At 71.0% G+C, this 26,286-nt stretch carries 21 protein-coding genes and 3 pseudogenes; 17 read left to right on the top strand and 7 right to left on the bottom strand.

The features are described 5' to 3' along the window. Nucleotides 1–66: 66 nt before the first annotated feature. A complete protein-coding gene (gene dnaE / locus ABD361_RS27630) occupies nucleotides 67–3,612 on the bottom strand; it encodes a DNA polymerase III subunit alpha (RefSeq protein ID WP_344439221.1) in 3,546 nt (1,181 codons plus the stop codon). Nucleotides 3,613–3,790: 178 nt separating this feature from the next. Here dnaE and ABD361_RS27625 point away from each other — a divergent pair, with 178 nt between their 5' ends. The 6 genes from ABD361_RS27625 (at nucleotide 3,791) to ABD361_RS27600 (ending at nucleotide 10,204) form a co-directional block, all read left to right on the top strand. Next, nucleotides 3,791–5,128: a DUF2252 domain-containing protein gene (locus tag ABD361_RS27625; protein ID WP_344439220.1), complete on the top strand. Its 1,338-nt coding sequence runs from the start codon at nucleotides 3,791–3,793 to the stop codon at nucleotides 5,126–5,128. 46 nt (nucleotides 5,129–5,174) lie between these two features. Continuing rightward, nucleotides 5,175–5,816, top strand: a complete 642-nt coding sequence (locus ABD361_RS27620; protein WP_344439218.1) for a hypothetical protein — start codon at nucleotides 5,175–5,177, stop codon at nucleotides 5,814–5,816. Nucleotides 5,817–5,879: 63 nt separating this feature from the next. Then, a complete protein-coding gene (locus tag ABD361_RS27615) occupies nucleotides 5,880–6,725 on the top strand; it encodes a thioredoxin domain-containing protein (RefSeq protein ID WP_344439217.1) in 846 nt (281 codons plus the stop codon). 98 nt (nucleotides 6,726–6,823) lie between these two features. Continuing rightward, nucleotides 6,824–7,477, top strand: a complete 654-nt coding sequence (locus ABD361_RS27610) for a hypothetical protein (protein WP_344439215.1) — start codon at nucleotides 6,824–6,826, stop codon at nucleotides 7,475–7,477. Between the two features lie 58 nt (nucleotides 7,478–7,535). Continuing rightward, nucleotides 7,536–8,393, top strand: coding sequence for a thioredoxin domain-containing protein (locus tag ABD361_RS27605; RefSeq protein ID WP_344439213.1), 858 nt, complete (start codon nucleotides 7,536–7,538; stop codon nucleotides 8,391–8,393). Between the two features lie 119 nt (nucleotides 8,394–8,512). After that, the gene (locus ABD361_RS27600; protein ID WP_344439212.1) at nucleotides 8,513–10,204 is read left to right on the top strand and encodes an alkaline phosphatase D family protein; all 1,692 of its coding nucleotides are present in this window, start codon (nucleotides 8,513–8,515) and stop codon (nucleotides 10,202–10,204) included. A 212-nt stretch (nucleotides 10,205–10,416) separates the two neighbouring features. On the opposite strand, the gene ABD361_RS27595 is transcribed toward ABD361_RS27600, so the two are convergent. Then, nucleotides 10,417–11,154, bottom strand: coding sequence for an LON peptidase substrate-binding domain-containing protein (locus ABD361_RS27595; protein WP_344439210.1), 738 nt, complete (start codon nucleotides 11,152–11,154; stop codon nucleotides 10,417–10,419). A gap of 70 nt (nucleotides 11,155–11,224) precedes the next feature. Beyond that, nucleotides 11,225–12,826 (bottom strand): oxidoreductase, encoded by a 1,602-nt coding sequence (locus ABD361_RS27590; RefSeq protein WP_344439209.1) that lies wholly within the window; start codon nucleotides 12,824–12,826, stop codon nucleotides 11,225–11,227. Between the two features lie 201 nt (nucleotides 12,827–13,027). Between ABD361_RS27590 and hisD the strand changes: the two genes are divergently transcribed. The 9 genes and pseudogenes from hisD to hisF all read left to right on the top strand — a co-directional run bounded on the left by hisD (nucleotide 13,028) and on the right by hisF (nucleotide 18,672). After that, nucleotides 13,028–14,353 carry a histidinol dehydrogenase gene (gene hisD / locus ABD361_RS27585; protein ID WP_344439208.1) on the top strand — a complete coding sequence of 442 codons (1,326 nt, stop codon included), beginning with the start codon at nucleotides 13,028–13,030 and terminating at the stop codon, nucleotides 14,351–14,353. Then, on the top strand, nucleotides 14,350–15,456 hold the full coding sequence (locus ABD361_RS27580; protein WP_344439206.1) for a histidinol-phosphate transaminase: 1,107 nt from the start codon (nucleotides 14,350–14,352) through the stop codon (nucleotides 15,454–15,456). Before hisD ends, ABD361_RS27580 begins: the two co-directional genes overlap by 4 nt. Then, a complete protein-coding gene (gene hisB, locus ABD361_RS27575; protein WP_344439204.1) occupies nucleotides 15,453–16,046 on the top strand; it encodes an imidazoleglycerol-phosphate dehydratase HisB in 594 nt (197 codons plus the stop codon). The genes ABD361_RS27580 and hisB overlap by 4 nt, the downstream gene beginning before the upstream one ends. Further along, nucleotides 16,043–16,210 (top strand): hypothetical protein, encoded by a 168-nt coding sequence (locus ABD361_RS27570; protein ID WP_344439203.1) that lies wholly within the window; start codon nucleotides 16,043–16,045, stop codon nucleotides 16,208–16,210. The genes hisB and ABD361_RS27570 overlap by 4 nt, the downstream gene beginning before the upstream one ends. Beyond that, nucleotides 16,207–16,344, top strand: a pseudogene (locus tag ABD361_RS30750) (imidazole glycerol phosphate synthase subunit HisH); the annotation flags it as partial. The gene ABD361_RS27570 and the pseudogene ABD361_RS30750, both read left to right, overlap by 4 nt. 2 nt (nucleotides 16,345–16,346) lie before the next feature. Beyond that, nucleotides 16,347–16,769, top strand: a pseudogene (gene hisH / locus ABD361_RS27565) (imidazole glycerol phosphate synthase subunit HisH); the annotation flags it as partial. Next, the gene (gene priA / locus ABD361_RS27560) at nucleotides 16,769–17,494 is read left to right on the top strand and encodes a bifunctional 1-(5-phosphoribosyl)-5-((5-phosphoribosylamino)methylideneamino)imidazole-4-carboxamide isomerase/phosphoribosylanthranilate isomerase PriA (protein ID WP_344439201.1); all 726 of its coding nucleotides are present in this window, start codon (nucleotides 16,769–16,771) and stop codon (nucleotides 17,492–17,494) included. The pseudogene hisH and the gene priA, both read left to right, overlap by 1 nt. After that, nucleotides 17,491–17,901, top strand: coding sequence for a RidA family protein (locus ABD361_RS27555; protein WP_344439199.1), 411 nt, complete (start codon nucleotides 17,491–17,493; stop codon nucleotides 17,899–17,901). Before priA ends, ABD361_RS27555 begins: the two co-directional genes overlap by 4 nt. A 9-nt stretch (nucleotides 17,902–17,910) precedes the next feature. Then, a complete protein-coding gene (gene hisF, locus ABD361_RS27550; protein WP_344439197.1) occupies nucleotides 17,911–18,672 on the top strand; it encodes an imidazole glycerol phosphate synthase subunit HisF in 762 nt (253 codons plus the stop codon). 120 nt (nucleotides 18,673–18,792) lie between these two features. Here the strand turns inward: hisF and ABD361_RS27545 are convergent, their stop codons facing one another. The 3 genes from ABD361_RS27545 to ABD361_RS27535 form a co-directional block, all read right to left on the bottom strand. Further along, nucleotides 18,793–19,047 carry a hypothetical protein gene (locus ABD361_RS27545; protein ID WP_344439195.1) on the bottom strand — a complete coding sequence of 85 codons (255 nt, stop codon included), beginning with the start codon at nucleotides 19,045–19,047 and terminating at the stop codon, nucleotides 18,793–18,795. 264 nt (nucleotides 19,048–19,311) lie between these two features. Then, nucleotides 19,312–19,638 (bottom strand): iron donor protein CyaY, encoded by a 327-nt coding sequence (gene cyaY / locus ABD361_RS27540; RefSeq protein WP_344439192.1) that lies wholly within the window; start codon nucleotides 19,636–19,638, stop codon nucleotides 19,312–19,314. 189 nt (nucleotides 19,639–19,827) lie between these two features. Further along, nucleotides 19,828–20,754, bottom strand: a complete 927-nt coding sequence (locus tag ABD361_RS27535; RefSeq protein WP_344439189.1) for a recombinase family protein — start codon at nucleotides 20,752–20,754, stop codon at nucleotides 19,828–19,830. 1,057 nt (nucleotides 20,755–21,811) lie between these two features. Between ABD361_RS27535 and ABD361_RS27530 the strand changes: the two genes are divergently transcribed. After that, complete coding sequence (locus ABD361_RS27530; protein WP_344439186.1) at nucleotides 21,812–22,153, top strand: BP74-related protein; 342 nt, start codon at nucleotides 21,812–21,814, stop codon at nucleotides 22,151–22,153. A gap of 546 nt (nucleotides 22,154–22,699) precedes the next feature. Then, complete coding sequence (locus tag ABD361_RS27525; protein ID WP_344439183.1) at nucleotides 22,700–23,005, top strand: thioredoxin family protein; 306 nt, start codon at nucleotides 22,700–22,702, stop codon at nucleotides 23,003–23,005. A 7-nt stretch (nucleotides 23,006–23,012) separates the two neighbouring features. On the opposite strand, the pseudogene ABD361_RS27520 reads toward ABD361_RS27525, so the two are convergent. After that, nucleotides 23,013–26,100 (bottom strand): annotated as a pseudogene (locus tag ABD361_RS27520) (Tn3 family transposase). Nucleotides 26,101–26,286: the final 186 nt, after the last annotated feature.

Raw genomic sequence — 26,286 nt, 5'->3', positions numbered from 1 at the left:
CTTGGATGCGCCCGAGGGGCGCGCCCGTGTCGTACGGGCGCGCCCCTCGTGGTGTCCGGGTGCGGCTCAGCCGGCCAGGCAGGACGGGCCGAGCAACTGCTTGAGGTCGCCGAAGAGCGCCGGGTCGGGGGTGACCCGGTGCCGGTCCAGGCGCAGCAGGGTGGTCTTGCGGGCGCCCTGGAGCTTGATGCGCACCTCGGTGGAGCCCTTGTGGTGGGTGAGCACCTGGCCGAGCCGCTCCACCAGCGGCGGGGTGACCTTGACCGTGGGGATGGTGATGATCACCGGCGCGTTGCTGCCGGCGTTGGACAGGTCGGGGACCATCAGCTCCATGGCGACCAGGCGGGGGATGTCCTCGCGCTTGTCGAGCCGGCCCTTGACGAAGACGACGGCGTCCTCGACGAGCTGGGTGGAGACCAGCTGGTAGGTGGCGGGGAAGAACATGCAGTCGATGGAGCCCGCCAAGTCCTCGACGGTGGCGATGGCCCAGGCGTTGCCCTGCTTGGTCATCTTGCGCTGCAGGCCGGAGATGATGCCGCCGATGGTCACGATCGCGCCGTCGGCGTGCTCGCCGCCGGTGAGCTGGGCGATGGCGGCGTCGGCCTTGTCGTTGAGGACGTGCTCGATGCCGAAGAGGGGGTGGTCGGAGACGTAGAGGCCGAGCATTTCCCGCTCCTGGGCGAGCAGGTAGGCCTTCTCCCACTCGACGTCGGAGAACTCCACGTCCAGCCCGAAGCCCACGCCCTCCTCGGCGCCCTCGTCGCCCATGCCGCCGAAGAGGTCGAACTGTCCCTCGGCCTCCTTGCGCTTGACCTGCACCACGTTGTCGATCATCTGTTCGTAGTGCGCGGTCAGGCCCTTGCGGGTGTGGCCCATGGTGTCGAAGGCGCCGGCCTTGATCAGCGATTCGACGGTGCGCTTGTTGCAGACGACGGCCTCGACCTTGTCGAGGAAGTCGGGGAAGGAGACGTACTTCCCCTTGGACTTGCGGCAGCGGATGATCGAGTCGACGACGTTGGTGCCGACGTTGCGCACGGCGGTCAGGCCGAAGAGGATCACGTCGTCGCCCTGGGCCGCGAAGTTGGCCTCGGACTCGTTGACGTTGGGCGGCAGCACCTTGATGCCCATGCGCCGGCACTCGTTGAGGTAGACCGCCGACTTGTCCTTGTCGTCGCGCACCGAGGTGAGCAGGGCCGACATGTACTCGGCGGGATAGTTCGCCTTGAGGTAGGCCGTCCAGTAGGAGACCAGGCCGTACGCGGCGGAGTGGGCCTTGTTGAAGGCGTAGCCGGCGAAGGGCACCAGCACGTCCCACAGCGCCTGGATGGCCTCGTCGGAATAGCCGTTCTTCTGGGCGCCGGCCTGGAAGATGGTGAAGTTCTTCGCCAGTTCCTCGGGCTTCTTCTTGCCCATGACGCGGCGGAGGATGTCGGCCTCGCCGAGCGAGTACCCGGCGATGATCTGGGCGGCCTTCTGCACCTGCTCCTGGTAGACGATCAGGCCGTAGGTGACGTCCAGGACCTCCTTGAGCGGCTCCTCCAGCTCCGGGTGGATCGGGGTGATCTCCTGCTGGCCGTTCTTGCGCAGGGCGTAGTTGGTGTGCGAGTTCATGCCCATCGGGCCCGGGCGGTACAGCGCGGACACGGCGGAGATGTCTTCGAAGTTGTCGGGCTTCATCAGCCGCAGCAGCGAGCGCATGGGGCCGCCGTCGAACTGGAAGACGCCGAGGGTGTCGCCGCGCTGGAGCAGCTCGAAGGTCGTGGGGTCGTCGAGCGGCAGGGCCAGCAGGTCGATGTCGACCCCCTTGTTGGCCTTCACCATCTTGACGGCGTCGTCCATGATCGTGAGGTTGCGCAGGCCCAGGAAGTCCATCTTCAGCAGGCCGAGCGCCTCACAGCTGGGGTAGTCCCACTGCGTGATGGTCACGCCGTCGGTGTGCCGCACCCAGACGGGGACGTGGTCGGTGATCGTCTCGCTGGACATGATCACGCCGGCCGCGTGCACGCCCATCTGCCGCACCAGGCCCTCCACGCCGCGCGCGGTGTCGATGACCTTCTTGACGTCCGGCTCGTTCTCGTACATCGCGCGGACCTCGGCGGCCTCGCTGTAGCGCGGGTGCTGGGGGTCGAGGATGCCGGAGAGCGGGATGCCCTTGCCGAGGACGTCGGCGGGCATCGCCTTGGTGATGCGGTCGCCCATGGCGTAGGGGTAGCCGAGGACGCGGGCCGAGTCCTTGATGGCGTTCTTGGCCTTGATCGTGCCATACGTGCCGATCATGGCGACCTTGTCCTGGCCGTACTTCTCGGTGACGTACCTGATCACCTCGGCGCGCCGGCGCTCGTCGAAGTCGATGTCGACATCGGGCATCGAGATGCGCTCGGGGTTGAGGAACCGCTCGAAGATCAGACCGTGCGGAATGGGGTCGAGGTCGGTGATGCCGAGGGCGTACGCGACGATCGAGCCGGCCGCGGAGCCACGGCCGGGGCCGACGGCGATGCCCTGGTTCTTGGCCCACATGATGAAGTCGGCGACCACGAGGAAGTAGCCCGGGAAGCCCATCGAGATGATCGTGTCCATCTCGTACTCGACCTGCTTCATGCGGTCCTCGGGGATGCCGCCGGGGAAGCGGCGGTGCATGCCCCGCATGGTCTCCTCGCGGAACCAGGTGACCTCGGTGTAGCCCTCGGGGATGTCGAACTTGGGCATCAGGTTCCGGAACTGGAACATGCCCTCGGTGTCGACCTGGTCGGCGATCAGCCGGGTGTTGGCGCAGCCCTGCTGCCAGGCGTCCGAGGAGTCGATGGCGTACATCTCCTCCGTGGACTTCAGGTAGTAGCCCGAGCCGTCGAAGCGGAAGCGGTCCGGGTCGGAGAGGTTCTTGCCGGTCTGGATGCACAGCAGGGCGTCGTGGGCCTCGGCCTCGTGCGCGTAGGTGTAGTGCGAGTCGTTGGTGACCAGGGGCGGGATGCCGAGCTTCTTGCCGATCTCCAGCAGGTCGTCGCGGACGCGGCGCTCGATCTCGATGCCGTGGTCCATCAGCTCCAGGAAGTACCGGTCCTTGCCGAAGATGTCCTGGTACTCGGAGGCGGACTTCAGGGCCTCGTCGAACTGGCCGAGGCGCAGCCGTGTCTGGAGCTCGCCGGAGGGGCAGCCGGTGGAGGCGATCAGCCCCTCGGACCACTGGCTGATGGTCTCCTTGTCCATGCGGGGCCACTTCGTCAGCCAGCCCTCCTTGTAGGCGTCCGAGGACAGCCGGAAGAGGTTGTGCAGGCCGGTGGCGTTGGCCGCCCAGATCGTCTTGTGGGTGTAACCGCCCGAACCGGAGACGTCGTCGCGCTTCTGGTGCGGCTGGCCCCACTGGATGCGGCGCTTGTTGCGCCGGGACTCGGGGGCGACATAGGCCTCGATGCCGATGATCGGGGTGATCCCGGCCTTCTGGGCGGAGTGGAAGAAGTCGTAGGCGCCGTGGAGGTTGCCGTGGTCGGACATGGCAATGTGTGTCATGCCCATCTCATTGCAGGCATTGAACATGTCCTTGAGCCGCGCGGCACCGTCCAGCAGGGAGTACTGGGTGTGGACGTGCAGGTGCGTGAAGGGCGGCTTGTCGGCCACGGTGGAAGACCTCCGGCGGGAGCAGGCAGCGGGCGGGACAGCTTCGAAGGTTACCGGCCCCCACCGACAGCCGCGGGCACGCGGCGGTAGCCTCACGCGTTGAACGGCGGGCGCACATGCGTCCGCCCCGTGACCCTCCCCGGCCCCCGCCGGGGTACCCGCACCAGGAGGACCAGCGATGGCGCTCGAGCACGACCGGGCCGCCCGGCGGGGCGAGGAGATCCTCGCCGTCTTCGACACCGCGTTCGGAGAACTGCTGGCGGCCGACCCGGCCGCCTTCCGCGTCAAGTTCCGGAAGATGGCCGCCTCCGCCTTCGCCTTCTACCGGGGCACGGCCTGCCTCTTCTACAACGACCTCGCCCCCGAGCTCGACGCCGGCCCCTACCTGGACGACCGCACCTCCCGGGTGTGGATCCACGGCGACCTCCACGCCGAGAACTTCGGCACCTACATGGACGCGGGCGGCCGCCTCGTCTTCAACGTCAACGACTTCGACGAGGCGTACGTCGGCCCCTTCACCTGGGACCTCAAGCGCTTCGCCGCCTCGGTGGCCCTGCTCGGCCACGCCAAGGCGCTCAGTGACGACACCATCACCGAGCTCGTACGGATCTACGCCGCCGCCTACCGCGAGCGCATCCACGCCCTGGCCACCGGCGCCAAGGACGACGAGATCCCCCCGTTCACCCTGGACACGGCCGAGGGCCCGCTGCTGGCCGCCCTGCGCGAGGCCCGCGCCCGCACCCGCTCCGGGCTGCTGGCGACCATGACCGAGATCCGCGAGCACGACCGCCGCTTCCTCGACGGCGACGGCTCCATAGCGCTCGACGCCGCCACCCGCTACAAGATCCTCGCCGCCTTCGACGGCTACCTGGAGACCCTCCCCGGCACCAGCCTGGCCCGCCCCGACTCCTACCGCGTCAAGGACGTGGTCGGCCGCCGCGGCATCGGCATCGGCAGCGCCGGCCTGCCCTCGTACAACATCCTCCTGGAGGGCAACAGCGACGCCCTGGAGAACGACGTCGTCATCTACATGAAGCAGGCGCAGACCCCCGCGGTCTCCCGGCACATCACCGACCCCGCCGTGCGCGCCTACTTCGAGCACGAGGGCCACCGCACCGTGATCTCCCAGCGCGCCCTGCAGGCCCACGCGGACCCGTGGCTGGGATGGACAGAGATCGAAGAGGGAGGGCGCCGGACCGGTCAGCTCGTCGCCGAGGTCTCGCCCTACGCCGTCGACCTCGACTGGTCCGACATCGACGACCCCGTACAGATGGCCGCCGTGGTCGCCGACCTCGGCCGCGCCACCGCCACCATGCACGCCGCCGCCGACGACACCAGCGGCCACTCGCTGGTGCCCTTCTCCACCGAGCGCGCCATCGACGCCGTCATCGCCGCCGACGAGGCCGGCTTCGCGGAGCTGCTCACCGACTTCGCCCACACCTACGGCGCCCGGGCCCGCGAGGACCACCAGATCTTCGTGGACCTCTTCCGCAACGGCCGGATCCCGGGCCTGTAACCGGGGGCTTTGGGGCCGGCCGCGGGGCATGACAGACTCTCGCACCATGGACATATCGGCGGCACGGCCGCGGGCACTGCGTGCGGCGCTGTTCACAGCGCTGTGCGTCATGCTGTCCGCCGCCTCCCACGTGCTGCTGTCCGGCCGTGCCCTGCCGCCGGCCACCCTCGCCGGCGCCTTCGCCTGCGTCTTCGCGCTCGCCTACGCCCTGGCGGGCGCCGAGCGCGGCTACTGGCGCATCGCGGCCCTGCTCCTGCCGCTGCAACTGGCCTCCGCGGCGCTGTTCACCGCCGGCCAGGACACCTGCTACGGCCGCCCCGGGCACACCGGGCCCGGCGCGCTGACCTGGCTGTGCAGCGGCAGCATGGGCGGCCCGCTGGCCGGCCTCGCCGCCCCCGGCACCGGCCCCTGGCTGGTGCTGGCCGGGCACGTCGCCGTCGGCCTGCTCGCCGCCCTGTGGCTGCGGCGCGGCGAGGCGGCCGTCGCCCGGCTGCTGCGCGCCGCGGCGGCCGCGGCCTTCCGCCCGCTGCTGCTGGCCGTCGCGGTCACCGACGCCGCGGCCGCCTGGCTGCGCGCCCGGCCGGCCGTACGCGGCGCCCGCCGCCCCGACCCGCGGCGGCCCCGGCTCCTGCCCCTCCTGCACGGTGCTCCCCGGCGCGGTCCGCCGGCCCTGCTCGCCCTCGGCTGACCCACGCCCCGGGCCATACCGCACGGACCACCCCACGCACCCGCACCACGGAGAAGCAGCATCATGAGCAACCGCAACAGCTGGGAGAACAAGCAGACCGCCCGCGAGCGGCTGCGCGCCGAGCGCGAGCGCCAGGCGAAGAAGGACAGGACCCGCCGCCAGCTCCTCGTCGGCGGTGCCGTCGTCGGCGTCCTCGCCATAGCCGCCGGCATCGGCGTCTTCGTCGCGAAGTCCTCCTCCTCCGGCGGCGGCAGCAGCAGCGGCGAATGGGCCGCGGCCGCCAAGAAGACCCTGGTCAAGCCCGCCAACACCGCCAGCGACAACGGCACCGAGATCGTCATCGGCAAGAAGGACGCCGCCCACACCCTGGAGATCTACCAGGACATGCGCTGCCCGATCTGCTCCACCTTCGAGCAGAACGTCGGCGACACCATCGACAAGGACGTCAAGAGCGGCACCTACAAGGTCTCGTACCACATCGGCACCTTCCTCGACCGCAACCCGCAGATCAGCGGCACCGGTTCGAAGAACGCCCTCAGCGCCCTCGGTGCCGCCCTCAACGTGAGCCCCGAGGCCTTCAGCGCCTACAACAAGGCCCTGTACGCCAAGGCCAACCACCCCGAGGAGACCAAGGACGACTTCTCCAAGGACGACGTCCTGCTGAAGGTCGCCCGGCAGGTCCCCGCCCTCAAGGGCAACGCCGCCTTCGAGAAGGACGTCAAGGACGGCACCTACGACAAGTGGGCGCTGACCGTCTCCGACGAGTTCGACAAGCACAAGGACGTCACCGGCACCCCCACGCTCAAGCTCGACGGCAAGAAGCTGACGGTGAAGACCCCGTACGGCGAGGGCGCCCCCAACAACCCCGCCCAGTTCAGCTCCCTGGTCGCCGAACAGATCAAGAAGTAGCCCCCCGGCCCGGCCGCGCGCAGCCCCGCGGCCATCGATGCCGGAACGTGACACGGCGGCCGGGGACAGCCCGTGGCCGCCGTGGCACACTCGCCCGCATGGAGGGGACGGGCGGGGTGTTGCGGGGGGTGCGCGCGGGGGTGTTCACCGCGCTGTGCCTGACCCTCTCCGTCACCTCGCACGTCCTGCTCTCCCGGCTGCCGCTGCCGCTGACCACCGTCAGCGTGGTCGCGGCCGCGTACTTCGTCGTTGCCTGGGCCCTGGCCGGCCGCGAACGCGGCTACGGGGCCATCGCCGCCCTGCTCGTCCCCCTGGAACTGGCCGCCGACACCGTCCTCACCAGCGGCCAGCACACCTGTTACGGCCCCGCCGGCGGACCGGTCACCGGCCCCCTGCACTCCATGGGCGTCGACCTCGTCTGCCGCGGCGGCGACCTGGGCACCCCCGCCCCCGCCGGCGCCGCCCTCCCCGGCACGGCCGCACCCTGGCTGCTGCTCGCCGCGCACCTCGCCGCCGGCCTGCTCGCCGCCGCCTGGCTGCGCCGCGGCGAGGCCGCCCTGGCCGGCCTGCTGCGCGCCCTCGCCGCCCCCGTCCTGCGCCTGCTGCTGCCGGCCGCCGCCCTCGCGGCCCGCCGCGACCCCGGCGCCGCGCACCCCCGCCCCGTGCGGGACACCCTGCCGGCCCGGGCCCTGCCCCTGCTCGTCCACTCCGTCGTGAGGCGGGGACCCCCGGTGCGCCCGGCGTTCGCCTGAGCGCACCCGGCACCCCAGGTCCTCCACCCGTACCTTCGCACCGACGGAGCAGACAACCATGAGCACCCGCAACTCCTCCCCGAACAAGTCGGCCGCGCGCGAGCGGCTGCGCGCCGAGCGCGAGAAGCAGGCCAAGCGGGACGCCACCCGCCGCAAACTGATCGTCGGCGGCGTCGTGCTCGGCGTCCTCGGCGCCGCGGCCGGCATCGGCATCGCCGTCGCGAACCTCACCAACGGCGGCAAGAACACCAAGGTCTCCAGCGCCGAGTGGGAGTCGGAGGCGAAGAACCACGCCTTCAAGCAGCCCGCCAACACCACCGGCGAGAAGGGCACCACCGTCGTCATCGGCAAGCCCGACGCCAAGAACACCCTCGAAGTCTTCGAGGACATGCGCTGCCCCATGTGCGCCGGCTTCGAGCAGAACGTCGGGCAGACCCTGCAGAAGGACATCAAGGACGGCAAGTACAAGGCGCAGTTCAGGGTGGGCACCTTCCTCGACCGCAACCCGATGATCAAGGGCTCGGGGTCGAAGAACGCCCTCAGCGCGCTCGGCGCCGCCCTCGACGTGAGCTCCGACGCCTTCCTGGCGTACAAGGAGGCCCTGTACGCCGCCAAGAACCACCCCGACGAGCAGGACGACGCCTTCTCCGACGACGAGCGCCTGCTGGAGATCGCCGAGCAGGTGCCCGCGCTCAAGGGCAACGCGGCCTTCGAGAAGGCCGTCAAGGACGGCACCTACGACCAGTGGGCGCTGGCCATGTCCGCCGACTTCGACAAGTACGTCGGCGCCGACAAGCCCCTCAAGGGCACCCCGGGCCTGAAGCTCAACGGCAAGGTGCTCGCAGGCCCCCAGGGCCAAACCCCGCAGGCCGCACCGGCGTTCACCGCCCTGGTCGACGAGAACCTCGCGAAGTAGCCGCACTGCCGGGGGGAACCCGCGGTAAGGGGAGAAACGGCGAAGGGCGGGCGAACAGTCGGTGACCGGCCCGTCCCGAGCCTTACCGCCGGTCCTACTCGGCAGTAAAGTGACGGCCCGTGACCTCCCACGACATATCCCGCCGCACTGCCGTCACGGCCGTCGCCGCAGGCGCGACGGCCGCCCTGCTGCCGGGCGCCGCACAGGCCGCCACCGGCACCGCCGGCCACCGGGCCGCCGCGTCCGCCGCCTTTGCCGCGGACACCCGCACCGCCCCCGCCTTCCTGCACGGCGTCGCCTCCGGCGACCCGCTGCCCGACGGGATCCTGCTGTGGACCCGGGTCACCCCCGGTCCCGAGGCCGTCCCCGGCTCGGGCCTGGGCCCGGCCGTCGAGGTCGCCTGGCAGGTCGCCGAGGACGCCGGCTTCACCCGCGTCGTCGCGCGCGGCACCGTCACCGCGAGCGCCGCGAGCGACCACACGGTCAAGGCGGACGTGCGCGGCCTGCGCCCGGCCACCGCCTACTGGTTCCGCTTCACCGCTGCCGCGGACGGGGCCACCGTCACCTCGCCCACCGCCCGCACCCGTACCGCCCCCGCCCACGACGCCGCCGTCGACGGCCTGCGCCTGGGCGTGGTCTCCTGCGCCAACTGGGAGTCCGGCTACTTCGCCGCCTACCGGCACCTGGCCGCCCGGGCCGACCTGGACGCCGTGCTGCACCTGGGCGACTACATCTACGAGTACGGCACCGGGCAGTACCCCACGCCCAAGTACGTCGTACGCAAGCACGAGCCGGCGCACGAGATCCTCACCCTCGCCGACTACCGCACCCGCCACGGCCACTACCGCACCGACCCCGACCTGCAGGCCGTGCACCACGCCCACCCGATCGTCGCCATCTGGGACGACCACGAGTTCGCCAACGACGCCTGGAGCGGGGGCGCCGAGAACCACACCCCCGGCACCGAGGGCGACTGGGCCGCCCGCGTGGCCGCCGCCAAGCAGGCCTACTTCGAGTGGATGCCGGTGCGCCCCTCCATCGAGGGCACCACCTACCGCAGACTGCGCTTCGGCCGCCTGGCCGACCTGCACCTGCTGGACCTCAGATCCTTCCGCTCCCAGCAGGTCAAGCCCGGCAGCGGCAAGGTCGACGACCCCGAGCGCACCATCACCGGCCGCGCCCAGCTCGACTGGCTCAAGGAGGGCCTGGCGGCCTCCGACACCACCTGGCGGCTGGTGGGCAACCCGGTGATGATCTCGCCCGTCGCCTTCGGCTCCCTGCCCTCCTACCTGCTGGAGCCGCTCGCCCAGCTGCTCGGGCTGCCCAAGGAGGGACTGGCCGCCAACACCGACCAGTGGGACGGCTACACCGACGACCGCCGCGAACTGCTGGCCCACCTCACCGACCGGGCCATCCGCAACACCGTCTTCCTGACCGGCGACATCCACATGGCCTGGGCCAACGACGTGCCCGTCAAGGCCGCCACCTACCCGCTGTCGGCCTCGGCCGCCACCGAGTTCGTCGTCACCTCGGTCACCTCCGACAACCTCGACGACCTCCTGCACGTGCCCGCGCACACCGTCTCGCTCCCCGCGGCGGCCGCCATCAAGGCCTCCAACCGGCACGTGAAGTGGCTGGACATGGACTCGCACGGGTACGGCGTGCTGGACGTGACCGCCGAGCGGGCGCAGATGGACTACTACGTGCTCTCCGACAAGCGCGACGCGAAGGCCGGCGCCTCCTGGGCGCGCTCCTACCGCACCGCCTCGGGCACCCAGCGCGTGGAGCGGGTCGACGCGCCGGTGCGCTGAGCGCCCTCGTACCGCAGCGGCCGTCGCCTACGCCGGGCGGCGGCCGTGGTTGGCGCGGGACTTCCTCAGCCGCCAGCGGCGCTTGCGGGTGCGCTTGGACATCGTCCCTCCCCGGCAGGTGGGCCGCCCGGGCGGCGGCCCGCCGCAACCGGTCCTAGTCGAGGCCCGGGCCGCTGTCCAGCGCTCGCGCACGCCCGTGCCCCCGGGCGCCCTCAGTTGGGGCTGGTGGGGCGCTGCGTCAGCGCGACGGCCGGCAGCGAGGGCAGCTTGCTGATCACCGCGGTCTCCGCGCGCAGCAGCCGCAGCTCGTCCGCCAGCCGGGAGGCGGTGTCGGGCGCCTGCAGCAGCCGCTGCTTGGCCGGGGTGTCCAGCACGGCCGCCGCGGCGACCAGGTAGGACAGCACCCTCGGCTCGCCCGGCAGCTCCGACTGCCGGGCCAGCGACGACTCGTTCGCCCCCGCCAGCCGCTTCTGGTACGCGCGGAAGGCCCGCACGACGCCGGAGGCGAGCACGCCCGCGCCCTCGCCCTGCTCCTCCTCGATGTGCTCGCACTCGCCCGTCAGGTACGCGCCCGAGGCGTCCACCGAGCGCAGCCGGAAGCGGGTGGTGCCGGTGGCCAGCACCTCGTACGTGCCGTCCGGGCGCGCCCGCACGGAGGTGAGGTCGGCCACGCAGCCCACCGCGTAGAAGGCGCGCATCGGGTCGGGGCCGAAGCCGGAGGCCGGCCCCGGCTCCGGGCTCATGCCCTCGGGCAGGCCGGGGGCGCTGGGCGCCACCTCGTGCCCGTCGCGGATGGCCACCACCCCGAAGCGGCGCGGGCCGTCGTCCGGCAGGGCGGCGAGATCGCGCATCAGCGCGCGGTACCGCTGCTCGAAGACGTTCAGCGGGAGCACGAGGCCCGGGAACAGCACCGAGTTCAGCGGGAAGAGGGGAAGGCGCGCGGTGGTCACGGCCGGTAAGCCTAATCGCCCCCGCCACGGTGGTGCCCCGGTATCGCAGCCTCCGCCCGGCCGCCGCACGTCACTGGCGCCGCAGCAGCCGCGAGGCGCCCGCCGCGACGGTGGTGGCCAGGATCCAGCCCAGCAGGGTGAGCACCGCCACCACCCACTGGGTCGCCCCGCCCGGCCGCCAGGCGCCGCCCTGCCCCAGGTCGATCACCGGCAGCAGCAGGTCCAGGGTGTACAGCTCGGGGTTCCACACCGGGCCCTCGCCCTCCTTGATCGGCGGCAGCGGGTGCATGGAGAAGTACACGGCGCCCAGCGCCCACAGCACCGCCATCCACACCGCCGCCCGGCCCGGCCGGTAGCCGTAGGCCACCGTCCAGTCCTGCAGGTACCCCCACGCCTTGCCGGCCGGCGGCAGCGTCTCGCGGCGTCTGCGCTGCTTGGCCAGCAGCACCTGGCGGGCCTCGGCGTCCTCGCCGCTGGCGCGCAGGGCACTCGCCAGGCGCTCGTACGGCTCGGGCGCGTACTCGGGCGTGGCCGCCGCCACCCAGTCCAGGCGGCGGGCGAGCGGGAAGGGGCCGAGCGGGATCAGGTTCTCGTAGGAGAAGCCGGCCATCGCCAGCCCGCCCGGGCCCGGCCAGCTGTCGTAGCGGTCGACCAGGTTGACCACGCGCGCCCCGGAGAGCACCACCCGCCCGCGCTGCTGCCGCTCGCCCAGGAAGCGCAGCTCGGGCGTCTGCACCCGGCGCAGCGACAGCTCCTGGTCGGCCTCCATCACGAAGCGGGCCTCGCTCAGGTCCACCGCGTCCCCGAAGCGCCCGTCGTCCAGCCGGGCCCCGCCCAGGCACTCGAAGCGCCGCATCCGCGCCGAGCCCTGGGTGCCGGTGGCGATGCCGTACGGGGGAGTGGCGCCGGAGGCGTAGCGGGCGTAGCCCAGGCCCGCCGACGTCAGGTACACCGTGCGCTCCACGGTCAGCTGCGGGGCGTTCAGGGCGCGCCGGCCGTAGGGGTTGTTCAAGGTGGAGCCGCGCAGGCTCAGCGAGGCCCCTATCGTCGCCCCGCGCATGCTCAGCTCGCCGTGCGAGCGCATCATCTCCGCCTGCAGGTCCTGGCCCACCGTCATCCCGTCGGCGGCGATCGACAGCCCGCGCCGGTCCCGGCGCACCACCAGCTGGTTGAGCAGCAGGTCGGTGCCGATGTGCGCGTCGGTCAGCCGGATGCCGTGCTGGACCTGGCAGCGGGGTAAGTGCAGATCGCCCTCGGTGCGGATGCGGGCCGCCTCCACGCGCGGTATCGCGCAGCCCACCAGGCGCAGCGTGGTGAAGGTGCTCTCCGGCAGCAGCAGCTGCTGCTCGAAGCGGCAGTTGTGCATCTCCACGTACGGGGAGACGGTTCCCCCCGACAGGTCGAGGGTGCCGGTGATCTGCAGCCCGTTGAGCTTGAGCGCGGCGACCCGGCCCGGGCGCGGCGGCGGGCCGCTGAGCAGCAGCAGTGCCACGATCCGGGCGCGCACGCTGCGCTCGGGCCCCCAGGTGTCGGCGCCCGCGGGGTCGTTGCGGCCGGGCTCGGGGCTGCGCCGGTCGAGGGTGGTGCCGGTGCGGAACGCCTCCCACATGTCCCGCTCGGTCACGGTGAGCTCCAGGCCGCTGGGCGGCGCGCCGTCGGCAGGCTCGGACACGACTGTCCCCCTTCTCACGGACCCCCGTACGGGCCACCTTCCCGCCGGGTGACCGGCCGGACACCCGCGGTGAGAGCCGATTGTCCGTCCGCGGTCAGGTAAAGATCAACTCATTGGCGGCACGTCCGCGGCCACCGGTCGGCGTATCAGTCGGTGGTACGGGGAGCCGTGGGGCGGGACGGGTCTGCGACAATTGGGCGTGTGATCTCCCGAATCGATCTGCGCGGCGACGCCTTCCCCACCGGGGGCATCGACCGCGACATGCTGCCCCGTGCCGAGCTCGACGTCGCGGCCGCCCTGGAAAAGGTGCGGCCCATCTGCGACGACGTGCATCATCGCGGCACCGCGGCCCTGATCGACTACGCGGAGCGCTTCGACGGAGTGACGATCGACCGCGTGCGGGTGCCCGCCGAGGCGATCGCCAAGGCCCTCGACGAGCTCGACCCCGCCGTGCGCGCCGCCCTCGAGGAGTCCATCCGGCGCGCCCGCATCGTCCACCGCGAGCAGCGCCGCACCGACACGACCGTCCAGGTCGTGCCCGGCGGCACGGTCACCGAGCGCTGGGTCCCCGTCGAGCGCGTCGGGCTGTACGTACCGGGCGGCCGCTCGGTCTACCCCTCGTCCGTCGTGATGAACGTCGTCCCCGCCCAGGAGGCCGGCGTCGGCTCCATGGCCGTCGCCTCGCCGCCGCAGGCCGGCTTCGGCGGGCTGCCGCACCCCACGATCCTCGCCGCCTGCGCCCTGCTGGGCGTCGACGAGGTGTACGCGGCCGGTGGCGCCCAGGCCGTCGCCATGTTCGCCTACGGCACCGAGGAGTGCCGCCCGGTCAACATGGTCACGGGCCCCGGCAACATCTGGGTCGCCGCCGCCAAGCGGTTGCTCAAGGGCCGCATCGGCATCGACGCCGAGGCCGGCCCCACCGAGATCGCGATCCTGGCCGACGCGAGCGCCGACCCCGCCCACGTCGCCGCCGACCTCATCAGCCAGGCCGAGCACGACCCGCTGGCCGCAGCCGTGCTGGTCACCGACTCCGAGGACCTGGCGGACGCCGTCGAGAAGGAGCTCGCCACCCAGGTCGCCGCCACCCGCCACGTCGAGGACCGCATCCTGCCCGCCCTCGGCGGCCGGCAGTCCGGCATCGTCCTCGTCGACGACATCGAGTGCGGCCTTGCGGTCGTCGACGCCTACGCCGCCGAGCACCTGGAGATCCAGACCGCCGACGCGGCCGCCGTCGCCGCCCGCGTCCGCAACGCCGGCGCGGTCTTCGTCGGCGCCTGGGCCCCGGTCTCCCTCGGCGACTACGCCGCCGGCTCCAACCACGTCCTGCCCACCGGCGGCTGCGCCTGCCACTCCTCGGGCCTGTCCGTGCAGAGCTTCCTGCGCGGCATCCACGTCGTCGACTACACCCGCGAGGCACTCGCCGAGGTCGCCGGGCACGTGGTCACCCTCGCCGAGGCCGAGGACCTGCCGGCGCACGGCGCCGCGATCAAGGCGCGGTTCGGATGGAACGTCCCGGAGGAGAAGTGACCCGGATCGACGACCTCCCCCTCCGGGACGAGCTGCGCGGCAAGACCCCCTACGGCGCCCCCCAGCTGGAGGTGCCCGTACGGCTGAACACCAACGAGAACCCCTACCCCCTGCCCGAGCCGCTGGTCGCCCGCATCGCCGAGCGCGTCGCCGAGGCCGCCCGCCACCTCAACCGCTACCCCGACCGCGACGCGGTCGAGCTGCGCACCGAGCTGGCCGCGTACCTCACCCGCACCACCGGCCACCAGGTGACGCGCGCCCAGGTGTGGGCCGCCAACGGCTCCAACGAGGTCCTGCAGCAGCTGCTGCAGACCTTCGGCGGCCCCGGCCGCACCGCCCTCGGCTTCGAGCCCTCGTACTCGATGCACGCCCTCATCTCGCGCGGCACCGGCACCGGCTGGCTGCACGGCCCCCGCCGGGCGGACTTCACCATCGACGTCGAGGCCGCGGAGTGCACCATCGCCGAGCACAAGCCGGACGTGGTGTTCATCTGCTCGCCCAACAACCCCACGGGCACCGCCGTCGACGCGCAGACCGTGCTGCGCCTCCACGACGCCGCACAGGCCGCGAAGCCCTCGATGGTGGTGGTCGACGAGGCGTACGGCGAGTTCAGCCACCACCCCTCGCTGCTGCCGCTGCTGGCGGGCCGGCCGCACCTGGTCGTCTCCCGCACCATGTCCAAGGCGTTCGGCGCCGCCGGGCTGCGCCTGGGCTACCTCGCCGCCGACCCCGCCGTCGTCGACGCCGTCCAGCTGGTCCGCCTGCCGTACCACCTCTCCGCCGTCACCCAGGCCACCGCGCTCGCGGCCCTGGAGCACACCGACACCCTCCTGGGCTACGTCGAGCAGCTCAAGGCCGAACGCGACCGCCTCGTGACCGAGCTGCGCGCCATGGGCTGCGAGGTCACCGACTCCGACGCCAACTTCGTCCAGTTCGGCGTCTTCGACGACGCCCATGCCACCTGGCAGGCGCTGCTCGACCACGGCGTGCTCGTGCGCGACAACGGCGTACCGGGCCGGCTGCGGGTCACCGCGGGCACCCCCGCCGAGAACGACGCGTTCCTCGACGCGATGCGCGCAGTTATGAAGGAGAACAACCGATGAACCGCGTTGGGCGCGTCGAGCGCACCACCAAGGAAACCTCCGTCCTGGTCGAGATAGACCTCGACGGCACCGGACAGGTCGACGTCTCCACCGGCGTCGGCTTCTACGACCACATGCTCGACCAGCTCGGCCGGCACGGTCTGTTCGACCTCACCGTCAAGACCGACGGCGACCTGCACATCGACACCCACCACACCATCGAGGACACCGCCCTCGCGCTCGGCGCCGCCTTCCGCCAGGCCCTCGGCGACAAGGTGGGCATCTACCGCTTCGGCAACTGCACCGTGCCTCTGGACGAGGCCCTCGCCCAGGTCACCGTCGACCTCTCCGGCCGCCCCTACCTCGTGCACACCGAGCCCGAGAACATGGCGCCGATGATCGGCAGCTACGACACGACGATGACCCGGCACGTCCTGGAGTCCTTCGTCGCCCAGGCCCAGATCGCCCTGCACGTCCACGTCCCGTACGGGCGCAACGCCCACCACATCGTGGAGTGCCAGTTCAAGGCGCTGGCCCGGGCCCTGCGCTACGCCTGCGAGCGCGACGAGCGGGCCGCGGGGATCATCCCGTCGACGAAGGGCGCGCTGTGAACGGCACTTCCACGGCGCTGATCCTCGTCGGGCTGTTCCTGGTCGGCGGCATCATCTCGTTCCTCAAGCAGGGCATGCCCAAGGGCGTGATCGTGCTGCTCGGCATCGGCGCGGCCATGTGCCTGACCGCCGGTGTGCTGCGTATCGAAGGACTGTGGTCATGAGCTCCCCCACCACCTCCCGCAAGAAGGTCGTCGTCCTCGACTACGGCTTCGGCAACGTCCGCTCCGCCGAGCGCGCCCTCGCCCACGTCGGCGCCGACGTCGAGATCACCCGCGACTACGACGCCGCCATGAACGGCTCGCCGGCGGCCGCCCGGTCATGGGCATCTGCGTCGGCATGCAGATCCTCTTCGAACGCGGCGTCGAACACGGGGTGGAGACCGAGGGCCTCGACGAGTGGCCCGGCACCGTCGAACCCCTCAAGGCCGACGTCGTGCCCCACATGGGCTGGAACACCGTCACCCCCGCCGAGGGCTCCCGGCTCTTCGCCGGCCTCGACGCCGGCACCCGCTACTACTTCGTGCACTCCTACGCCGTACGCACCTGGGACTTCGAGACGGGCAACCCCCGCATCGACGCCCCCAAGGTCAGCTGGGCCACCCACGGCGAGCCCTTCGTCGCCGCGGTGGAGAACGGACCCCTGTGGGCCACCCAGTTCCACCCCGAGAAGTCCGGCGACGCCGGCGCCCAGCTGCTGACCAACTGGATCGAGACGCTCTGATGCCCACGCTTGAACTCCTCCCCGCCGTCGACGTCCGCGACGGGCAGGCCGTCCGCCTGGTGCACGGCGAATCCGGCTCCGAGACCTCCTACGGCGACCCCCTCGCCGCCGCGCGCGCCTGGCAGCGCGCCGGCGCCGAATGGCTGCACCTGGTCGACCTCGACGCCGCCTTCGGCACCGGCGACAACCGCGCGCAGATCGCCGAGGTCGTCCGCGCCATGGACATCAAGGTCGAACTCTCCGGCGGCATCCGCGACGACGCCTCCCTCGCCGCCGCCCTCGCCACCGGCTGCACCCGCGTCAACCTCGGCACCGCCGCCCTGGAGAGCCCCGAGTGGGTCGCCAAGGTCATCGCCGAGCACGGCGACCGCATCGCCGTCGGCCTCGACGTCCGCGGCACCACCCTGCGCGGCCGCGGCTGGACCCGCGACGGCGGCGACCTCTACGAGACCCTCGCCCGCCTCGACTCCGAGGGCTGCGCCCGCTACGTCGTCACCGACATCGCCAAGGACGGCACCCTCACCGGCCCCAACCTGGAGCTGCTGAAGAACGTCTGCGCCGTCACCGACAAGCCCGTCGTGGCCTCCGGTGGCGTTTCCTCCCTTGACGACCTGCGGGCAATTGCCACCCTGGTACCGGAGGGCGTCGAAGGCGCCATCGTCGGCAAGGCCCTCTACGCCAAGGCGTTCACCCTGGAAGAGGCCCTGGAGGCAGTGTCCGCATGAGTGAGACCCCGGCCGCACGGCGCGTACAGACGAACAGTCCCTGGGAAGAGACGATCGGATTCGCACGCGCCGTGGCGGCCGGGGACCGGGTGCACGTCGCCGGCACCATGCCGCTGGTCGACGGCGTCCTGCAGGGCGAGGGCGACCCCTACGAGCAGACGCGCGCCGCCTTCCGCAACGCGCTGGACGCGCTGAAGGAATTCGGCCTGGGCCCCGAAGCCGTCGTGCGCACCCGCATGTACGTCACCCACCTGCGCGACGTCGAAGCCGTCGGCCGCGCCCACAAGGAGCTGTTCGACGCCGTCCGCCCGGCCTCGACCCTCGTCGTGGTCTCCGGCTTCGTCGACTCGCGGGTACTGGTGGAAGTGGAAGTAGAAGCCTTCAATGAAGCCTTCGAAGGAGCTTAGGAGCACGGCGTGACCCTCGCGGTCCGAGTCATCCCCTGCCTGGACGTCGACAACGGCCGGGTCGTCAAGGGCGTCAATTTCCAGAACCTGCGCGACGCGGGCGATCCCGTCGAGATGGCCGCGCTCTACGGCCGCGAAGGCGCCGACGAGCTGACCTTCCTCGACATCACCGCCTCCTCCGGCAACCGCGAGACCACGTACGACGTCGTACGCCGCACCGCCGAACAGGTCTTCATCCCCCTCACCGTCGGCGGCGGCGTGCGCACCGCCGACGACGTCGACAAGCTGCTGCGCGCCGGCGCCGACAAGGTCGGCGTCAACACGGCGGCCATCGAGCGCCCCGACCTCATCCGCGAGATCGCCGAACGCTTCGGCCGCCAGGTGCTCGTCCTGTCCGTCGACGCCCGCCGCACGGCGCCCGGCGCCTCCTCCTACGAGGTCACCACCCACGGCGGCCGCCGCGGCACCGGCATCGACGCCGTCGAGTGGGCCCACCGGGCCGCGGAGCTGGGAGCCGGCGAGATCCTGCTGAACTCCATGGACGCGGACGGCACCAAGGACGGCTACGACACGCAGATGATCACGGCGGTGCGCCGCCACGTGACCGTCCCCGTCATCGCCAGCGGCGGCGCCGGCAAGCTCGCGGACTTCGCCCCGGCGGTGGCGGCGGGCGCGGACGCGGTCCTGGCGGCATCGGTCTTCCACTTCGGCGACCTGCGCATCCCGGACGTCAAGTCCGCCCTGCGCGAGGCCGGCCACCCCGTCCGCTAGGGCGGTGCCCCGTAGGGGCGCGGGGAACTGCGCGACAAGCCACGACGCGCCCGCAGACGGCGTACCGAGCTCGGCCTCGGGGAACATCGGTACAGCGGTTATCGGTGAGAACGATCTTGGTCAGGGTGTGAGTGCGCTGACGCGGGTCTCGTACTCGCGTCGGGCCTTGCGCTGGGCCGGGACCGCTGGGACGCCGTGGCCGCCGTCGAGCGGCTGGCAGCGGGCGAGGAGCCGGCGGTGCACGGCGGGGGCGGTGACGCGCAGGGTGTAGCCCTGGCCGCGTCGTACGGTGACGCCCTGGTCGAGCGCGGCCCGCTCGGCGGGCTCCAGCTCGGTGGTGCGGAGGAAGTCGGCGACCTCGGCCTCGGGGAACATCGGTACAGCGGTTGGCGCTGAGAACGATCATGATTCGGTCGGCGCGAGTGTGCTGACCCGGTTCTGGTACTCGCGTCGGGCCTTGCGCTGGGCCGGGGACCGCGGGGATGGCGCTGACGCGCAGGGCGTAGTCCTGGCCGCGTCCGGTCCTGGACATCGGTACAGCCGTGACGCTAAGAAGCCGTGTCACACTACGGTGACCAGGGTTGCGGAGCTGTCTGACTGGGCCGCCGGGTGCACGTAGAGCACCCGGCGGTACGCAGGTCAGGCGCTGAACGTCAGGGGCATGCCTGCCTGCTGAGTCGCGTAGTCCGACAGCGCGGCGAAAAGATCCGCGCCAGTGCGCGTATCGCGCCACTTGCCGTCGACGAACCGGTAGTGGAAGCCGCCAGCCTTGGTGGTAACCCACACCTCTCGCGCCGATGGCTGCAGTTTTATGATGATCTTCGAACCGTTTGCGAACGCCAGTGTCAGCGTGTCGCCGTTGCGATCCAGGTCAATGTCATGGTCGGCTTCATTGGCCGCGTCAACCGTTCGTTCGACGACTGTCAGCACAGCTTCCGCTTGAACCAGGTACTCCGTGTCACTCATGTCCAACCCCTCAGTTCAACCAACACAGTGGCGATGGTGCGACGACGGCCGCAGCTCGACGTTGCTGATGGTCAGCCCGCCTTGAACACCCGGCCTGTTGTCGCCGTCTGGTTATCGTGCCTGGTGAGCCTAATCCCATGTGACGTGACGTCACCGGTGTGTGCGGCATAGGCACCCCGGTGAGATTGATCATGGTCCGGTCGGCGCGAGTGCGTTGACCCGGTTCTCGTACTCGCGTCGGGCCTTGCGCTGGGCCGGGACCACCGCGACGCCTTGGGCGCCGTCGAGCGGCTGGCAGCGGGCGAGGAGCTGGCGGTGCACGGCGGGGACGGCACTGACGCGCAGGGTGTAGCCCTGGCCGCGCCGTACGGTCGTCCCCTGGTCGAGCGCGGCACGCTCGGCGGGGTCAAGGTCGGTGGTGCGGAGATAGTCGGCGACCTTGCCCGGCATGTCGAGGGTGACCGGCAGTTCCGGGGCTGGGTCGCCTTCCTTGGTGGCGGTGTGGTCGGGCAGGAGGTCGGCGACGGCCGTACGGATGGCGCCGCGGCTGACGCCGTGGTCGCGGGCGAGGGCGGCGATGGAGCGGCCCTCCAGGTACGCGGCGCGCACGGCGGCGGTCTTCTCGGCCGCCACGGTGGGCCGGCGTCCGCCCTTGTTGCCCTTGGCCTCGGCGGCCCGCAGCCCGTCGTAGGTGAGCTCCCGCTGGAGGTCGCGTTGGAGTTCGCCGGCGGCAGCGAGGGTCTGCACCATGAACTTCACGGTGGACAGCAGTTCGCCGGTGCGCGGGTGGCGGGCGGTGAGGTCCATGGCGGAGAACGCGCCGTCGTGGATGCGCAGGGCGAGGCGGCCTGTGTGGAGGACGTCGAGCACGTCGAGGATGTGGCCGGTGCCGCGGACGAGGCGGAACATCTCGGAGATGTGCACGGTGTCCCCGGGCCGCGCGTAGTCGAGGAGCGCGCGGAACTTCGACCGCTGGAGGGGGTGGAGGCGGCTGGAGGTGCCGCCGTCCTCCTCGAAGACGACCGGGTCCTCGATGCCGGCCTCGTCGAGGACGAGGTTCTGCCGGGCGGTGGACTGCTGGTCGGTCGAGACCCGCTTGTAGACCAGGTTCGCCACCGAGGGCCCCTTCCGTACGGAGGGTCGGACCCTATCTGTCGTCAAACCCTGTCAGCAATCACCATCGGATCTGATTGGATTCGCGCCGCCGCGAACCCTGTGATTTCGCGGGTTCATTGGACGCCCCTCCTGCCTGTCGTCAAACGATCCTTTGGTGACGGCATCGGATCGGCAGCCCCAGCGCCGCCTGGCCCGTGTCGGGCGTCGCTCAGTACTTCAGTGTTTCGCTGAGTGCTTCAGTGCCTCGTTCGATGTGGCTGCAGCAGGCCCCCAGAGCGGCTGCCGAGCTGTGGGGTTACGCCTCCAGGGTCTAGCGGACGCGGTGTGGGGGGTGCTGCCGCCCTGCCGGGCGACGGCGGCCGCGGGACGCGAGGTTCGAGGCGACGGGGCGGCCTGCGATCAGGCGGGGTGGGAGTTCCGGCTGTTGGGTGCCCCGGATGCGGTGCTGGTGCGGAACGTGCGGTGGCTGGCGGGCTAGATTCTGTCCGGCGGGTCAGTGTGCCGACGCGGTCCTGATCCGCGTTCATCCACGTTGCCGCGGTTCTCACCCAGGTCTTCGCGCGCACGACCGGCCATCGACGCGGCGTAGGCGCTGTGTGGGCCCAGCCGGATATGCCGCGGCTCTCATCCGACGCCGCATACGGACGGGGCTCCGGATGAGAGCTGCGGGCGTTCGCCAGCTAGCGTCAGACAAGGCCCAGCCCGGCAAGGAAACCGCCGAGGCCCAGCCCGGCAAAGACACCGTCGAGGCTGTCCAGGAGGCTGGAAAGCGCGTCCATATCAAACTCCCATCACATAGTGGTGACTGTCGGTCTGAGGACGACTGGGGCACGTTCCGAGGCACGGCTGGGCAGCCGTCATCACCCGCACGAGCGCGCCAAAACGTTCCATCACACGAGGGTCCCTGACACATCCTCGACCAGGGGCGAACGGGCCGCCGGCCGGTGCACACGTCAAGCTACCCCTTCTGACAACCCGATCGAGTGATAGCCCCTCGGGCGAACAGGCCGATAGCCTCGAATGGGACATGTGGACGGGAACGAGCCGAGGGGAGAGCATGGCGTACTTCGTTTTCACGCAGCGGCCGGGTCAGGTGTTCGTTTTCGAAGTCACCGATGAGGAAAAGATCGCCCACGCCCGGAAGATCGTGTCGGGCGAGGAGACCGAGCGAGTGCACGTCGCGGGGAAGATCGTCAAGAAAAAGGTGTCCTACAACCCTGACTGGGACTTCCACCTCGACCCGGCGAGCATTCAGTTCTTCGATCAGGGGATCGAGGTGTGTGACGCGAACATGGAGTACGTCGAAGACCACCTGGATGAGGCGTGCGGAGCGTTTCTCCCGGGCTGCCAGTGGTGCCCGTGGGATTCGAGGGTCATCCGCGAGCTCTCCCTGCCGTGAGTGTGCGGGCGCCCGCCGCCGGTACGGAGCGCGGCTGCACGCCACGCGTGCCGCCGCGCTGTTGCTCCCGCGCGCCGTTCCCCGCAAGGGCGACGGCGTGTGCGCTCGCCCAGCGGGCCGCCGGCATCAGCCACCACACCCGTCCCGAACTCGCCCTTGCCTCCTGATGAGCCACAAGGATCTTCGCTCTGCTGAGAACAACGGCCGTTCCCCACCGTCTGGCCGGGTGTCACTGACCGGCGAGCAGCCCCTGCTCGAAGTGTGCCCGTGGATATGCGTGAGCTGCGCACTGAAGCATCCCGTGAAACGGATGCACACGCCAGCGCCCTCGGCAGAAACTTCAGTGCGCAGGTCGGAGGCCGCGCTTGCTGAAGAAATGAATGGTGCCCGACAGCCCGCGAGGCGCCCCGACGAGGGCGTCAGCCGCCTTCTTGGGAAGCGAAGACGCCTACCCCGACACGCTAGAATCGCGATGTGTAGCGGTACCGTTACTTTACGCCAATCAGAGTGAGGTGCCTGAGTATGGCTGTCTTTCCCATCACGAGCATGGCTGAGTTCAGGCAGGTCATCAACGGAGACGGGCCGTGCGTCATCCAGTTCTGGGCAGTCTGGGCCGACCAGTCCACGGCGATCAGCCCCAAGTTCGAACAGTTTTCAGACGATGCGACGCACGACGGTGTGGGGTTCTACAAGGTTGACATCGACGACCAGGCGGACCTCGCGGCAGAGGTAGGCATCACAGCCCTGCCGACCTTCAAGCTCTACAAGAACGGCAAGAAGCACGATGAGCTGGCCGGAGCCAACGAGCCCAGCCTGCAAAAACTCATCGCGAAGGCCGTGACCCTCATTTGAGACCAGGTCACTCCTGCACGGCACCGTCGTCGTCCTCGTCCAGTTCTGGTGCGTCCGGGTCGCGCAGCGGGCGCAGGGCGCCGGCGGCAGGGACCTGAGCGGTGAAGCTGTAGCGGCCGAGCAGGTTCAGGTTGCGGTGCTTGAGCGGGGAGAGCCGGGCGATGTCCTCACCCGGGATCTCGTGGCCCTCGGCGCGGAGCTGGGCGACGGCGGCGTCGATGTAGCGCGTCGTCCACAGCACGATGGCGTTGAGGACCAGGCCGAGCGCGCCGAGCTGGTCCTCCATCCCGTCGCGGTACGCCTGGTGGATGGTGCCGCGCTTGCCGTGGCACACGTCCCGGGCCAGTTTGTGGCGGGACTCCTGCACGGTGAGCTGCCGGTTCATCTGCCGGCGGTAGGTGTCGTCGACCGGGTCGACCACGCGCAGCAGGTGCTCGGTCTTCGCGATCCGCCCGTACTCCGCGAACGCCGCCCCGAGCGGCGTCGGGCGCCCGTCGCGGCCGAACATACGCAGCAGGTCGTAGGCGCGGACCTGGTTGGTGACCAGGGAACCGGCAACCTTCAGCATGTCCGGCCAGTGCGTGATCACCTTGTTCAGGTTCACACGGTTGCGGGCCAGATCCTCCACCGCACCGTAGTTGCTGGTCTCGACGCCGGGCATCGTGGCCCGCCAGAACCGCTGGTCGTCCAGGTCCCGGAAGCGCGGGCTGAAGTTGTAGCCAAGGATCTTGAACAGGCCGAACACCATGTCCGAGTACGAGGCGTTGTCGGTCGCCACCATCTCCGGCTTCACCCCGCCGTCCAGATTCAGCAGGGCGTCCAGGATGTGCAGGGAGTCCCGCGGGGTGCCGGGCACGACCATCTGCCCGATGCCCGCGACCTGGTCGTTGACGGCGTTGAGCCAGGTGATGCCCCGCTTGAACCCGAAGTACTTCGGCGACGGAGCGGCGTTAATGGTGCGCACCGGCACCTGGAAGCGCAGCCCGTCCACGGAGGCCAACAGCCCGTCGCCCCAGTAACGCACGATCGGGATGCCGGCCTGCGCGGCGATGAGCCGTGCGTTCGCCGCGGCGATGGTGTCGGCGCGCAGGTAGTACTGGTCGACGTGCACGAGCCGCGCCCGAGTCAGCGCCTCGTAGCCGGGGTTGACCACCGGGGCCAGGCCGATGTTGCACGCCTCCGACACCAGCAGCGCGACCACCGAGGTGGGCAGGTCCTTCATCCGGGTCGTGCCGTCGCCGAGGTGCACGAAGGCGTCCAGGAACCCGGTCCAGGCGTTCACCTCGAACAAAAGGTCCGGCAGGTCGATCTTCGGGAGCATCTTCCCGACCCGTTGGCGCAGCCAGGTCAGGGACTTCGGCTTGCCAAGGGCGCCGAGCTTGTCGACGTTCAGCTTCACCCGCCCGTCGCCGGCGACCTCGATGGAGACCTTCGCCGCCGGCCCCGCCTCTTCCAGGCGCGTCGCGAGTTGCTTCCATCCGGCGTCCAGGCCCCGCACCAGCTCCGCCAGGTGCTCGGTGACGGGCATGTCCAGGCTCAGGGCCGCCAGGACGTCCTCCTCCACCGCGTCCCAGTCCGGCCCGTCCAGCAGGCGGGCGCGCGGATTGGACCAGCGGTGCGACGGTGCGGCGAAGACGTCGCGGTTGTTCAGAGCCCGGTGCAGCTGCTCCAGCACGCACACCACGTACGCGTCCCGGTCCACCGCACCCTGCGGCAGATCCGGGTTGGCGTACACCGCCTTGCGCCACGCCGGCGGCACCAGCTTGTCGTCCACCTCGCGCGGCAGCAGCGGCTTGACGCCCACCTTCCGCCGCGCCAGCGCCGGAAGACCCCGCACCCCGGCCAGGACCCGCTTCCCGGCGCTCGCCGCGTCCAGCGCCTTCGACTCACCCAACAGCGACAGGAACGGGCGCACGGTGGCGTACCGGTTCGCGAGCGCGGCCCACGGTGGCGGCCGCGGTCATCACGGCGGCGCGCGGGGCGACCTCCTCCACCGCCGCCCACAGCGCGGCCACGTCCAGGTCCGCCGCCTGCTCCTCGACCAGCTCTAACTCCTCGAACAGCACCTTCGCCGCCCGCGCGAGAACCCGTGACGCCTTCTCCAGCTGCGGCAGCGTCGACAGCCGCTCCTTCTCCGTCTTCCGCTTCGCCGTGTTCAGCAGCCGCGTGGCCATCAGGACCTGAAACAGGTCCAGGGCCTCGTCGATCGCCTTCGCCTCCAGGTGCCGCATCACCGCGGTCAGCATCGCCGTGCGCTTCGGCTCCGCCGCCCGCTCCAGCAGCGGCGCCTTCGACCCCAGCGCCTACCGGGCCAACGCCGCCATCCGGTTCGGCGGGATCTGCGACAGCCTCAACCTGCCGAGCCGATACGCGCCGATCTCATCCACCCGCTCCAGCGCACGGGCGAACGCCGTGCCCGTCGTCCGCGTCGGCGGCCGGCGCAGCCGCTCCAGCTCCGAGAACCGCGAGCCCTCCGGCGTCTTCAGCGTCGCCACCAGATCCCCGGGCAGCGACGGGTCCGCGCGGCGGGCAGCTCCCGCAACCGTGGCGTGCAGCCGCTTCTCCGCGACCTTCCGCGCCTCCGACACCTGCCGGGCCAGCACCGACACCCCGGGCAGCAGCACCCGGTGACGGCGCAACCAGCCCACCGCATGGTCGAACAGCCCCTTCGGGCCCTCGGCGTGCGTCCACGCCCGCCCGTGCAGGAACGTACGGAACCGCCGGCCCCACTCGCCGTCCTCGTAGGGGTGGTAGCCGTAGGCGTCCCGGATCTCCCACGCGTGGTCGTACAGCGTCTGACGCCGCTCCGTGTACCGCTTGACCACCGACGGGTCCTCGATGCCCAGCTGCACGGCCAAGTGCTCGACCACCGGCCACGGCACCGCCAGCGGGTCCTCCAGGAACAGACCGACGTACCGCACCGTGCACATCTGGAGCGCGAACCCGAGCCGGTGATGCTCCGTCCGCCGCAGCGCGATCAGGTCCCGGTCCACGTCGTCCAGGAAGAAGAACCGCTCCAGCTCGGGCCTCGTCGGCTCCTCGGCGAACGTCCCGTACGCCTCGGCCTGCTCATCGCTCAGAAATTCCACCGGCACGAGCCGGACCGTAGCCAGCCCCGGACCAGGCCCGGAGGCGTTTCACCGAACCCCAGCGGCGAAGTGGATCACTGTGCTAGACGACCATGATTGTTCTCACCGATAACCGCTGTACCGATGTTCCCCGAGGCCGGAGCTGCGCCCGGTCCGGGGGTCCGGGGGCTTGCCCCCGGTTTCGGGAAGGGG

The organism is Streptomyces luteosporeus (genome assembly GCF_039532865.1).
GTDB classification, from domain to species: Bacteria; Actinomycetota; Actinomycetes; order Streptomycetales; family Streptomycetaceae; genus Streptomyces; species Streptomyces luteosporeus.
The sequence above is the reverse complement of the archived record's forward strand: the minus strand, read 5'-3'. Positions and strand labels throughout refer to the sequence as shown.